General features: G+C 52.9%; 2 protein-coding genes. Both read right to left on the bottom strand.

What is annotated here, in order from left to right; translation table 11 throughout:
* On the bottom strand, window positions 1-1,053 hold a 1,053-nt coding region (gene wbpA, locus HP546_RS29900; protein ID WP_372242484.1), incomplete at its 3' end, for a UDP-N-acetyl-D-glucosamine 6-dehydrogenase.
* Between the two features lie 326 nt (window positions 1,054-1,379).
* Window positions 1,380-1,754 (bottom strand): GNVR domain-containing protein (locus HP546_RS29895; protein WP_306126018.1); only part of this gene is annotated, 375 nt, incomplete at its 5' end.

Genomic DNA, 1,754 nt, shown 5'->3' with positions numbered 1-1,754 from the left:
GATTTCTACCGAGGGCGACTCGCGCATGTCATCGACATTTTTCTTGTAGGCAATGCCCAGGACGAGAATTCGGCTACCTTTCAGCGCCCTGCCAGCCTCGTTCAGCCCATCCATCAGTTTGCCGAGGACGTATTCCGGCATTGCCTGGTTGACCTCACCCGACAGCTCGATGAAGCGGGTATTTACACCGTATTCACGCGCTTTCCAGGTCAGATAGAAGGGATCGATCGGAATGCAATGGCCGCCAAGCCCAGGGCCGGGATAGTAGGCAGTGAAACCAAATGGCTTGGTGGCTGCGGCATCGACCACTTCGAAGATGTCGATGCCCATGCGATCAGCGACGATCTTCATTTCATTCACTAGGCCGATATTTACTGCCCGATGAATGTTTTCCAAAAGCTTTGTCATTTCAGCAGCCTTGGTGGAGCTTACCGGTACGACTTTTTCAATGGCCTGATCATACAAAGCGATCCCCACATCCAGGCAGGCTGGTGTGTGCCCGCCGATGACCTTGGGAATTGTGCGTGTTTCAAAGTTGGCATTGCCAGGATCTTCACGCTCCGGCGAATAGACTAGGAAAATATCTTCGCCTACTTTCAAGCCATTTTCCTGAACGCGCGGCAGAAGTTCCTCTTCCGTGGTTCCCGGATAGGTAGTACTTTCCAGTGAAACCACCTGCCCTGCCCGTAAATAAGGCTTTATGGCATCTGTGGTGTTAATGACAAAGCTCATGTCAGGTTCGCGGTATTTGTTCAGCGGCGTTGGCACACACAGAATCAATGCGTCGCACTGGCTGACACGACTAAAGTCCGTGGTAGCCTCGAACCCCTGCTGCCGAGCAGCAGAAATTCGCTCACTGGAAATATGCTCAATGTAGCTTTGCCCAGCATTCAGGCGCTCGACTTTTACTTTATCAATGTCTATACCTAAAACATTGAAGCCGATTGCGTTATAACGCAGCATCAGCGGCAGCCCAACATATCCGAGCCCCACAATACCGATCAGGGCTGTTTTACCCTGAAACTTCTCAACTGCCTGCTTTCTGATATCCATCATTCGCGCGAACCACCCTTCTATATTACCCGCCTGCACAGATGACAGGAGGCGGGGTGTTTAAGATATCCATTTCATCCTACGACGGGATGAACCCAGCTGAAGCAGTTCCCGCGACTCAAGGCTGAGACCCGCCATAGGTTGGCAACGACAACCCGCCAGCGGATTCTACCCGCCACACTGCAGGGCATCCACATTACACCGTTGCGAACCCTGGCGTCATCAAAACAGGTTTCTTGCACCCCTCAACCGTTCACCGGGCGCCACCTAACATTCTTTTGTATATGAATCAAAGAGATGCATGTATTAGTGAGAGATGGTCCGACTCAACTTGGGCGACGCCGACTCCAGAGCTCTCTGCCGATTGCAAGCATGACACCCGCGCCCAACCCCAAAACTGCGCTAAGCGCGACGATCAATGCCTTTCTTGGTTTGACCGGACGATCCGGTAGCTCCACAGCCCCGTCCTGCTCAAAAACCTGAATGACCGCTGGGTCAAGCTTCAAATTACGATAGAACATGACGCTCTCTTGCAAAGGGCGAAGTCCACGGATGAATGGGTCATCCGAGGTACGCGCTAGAAGGTTCGAGATTTCCGACTCCAGCGCTCTGCTCCCGCGCATGTAGGTGAGTGACCCTCCCATCGCAGCCGAGACCTCATCAGTTAACGATTGCGAGATGACTGGCGGTTTCTCCAAGCC

Origin of the sequence: Pseudomonas sp. CM25 (genome assembly GCF_013179705.1) — a bacterium.
Taxonomy (GTDB): Bacteria; Pseudomonadota; Gammaproteobacteria; order Pseudomonadales; family Pseudomonadaceae; genus Aquipseudomonas.
Note: the sequence above shows the minus strand (reverse complement) of the source record. Positions and strands in the feature narration are given on the sequence as shown.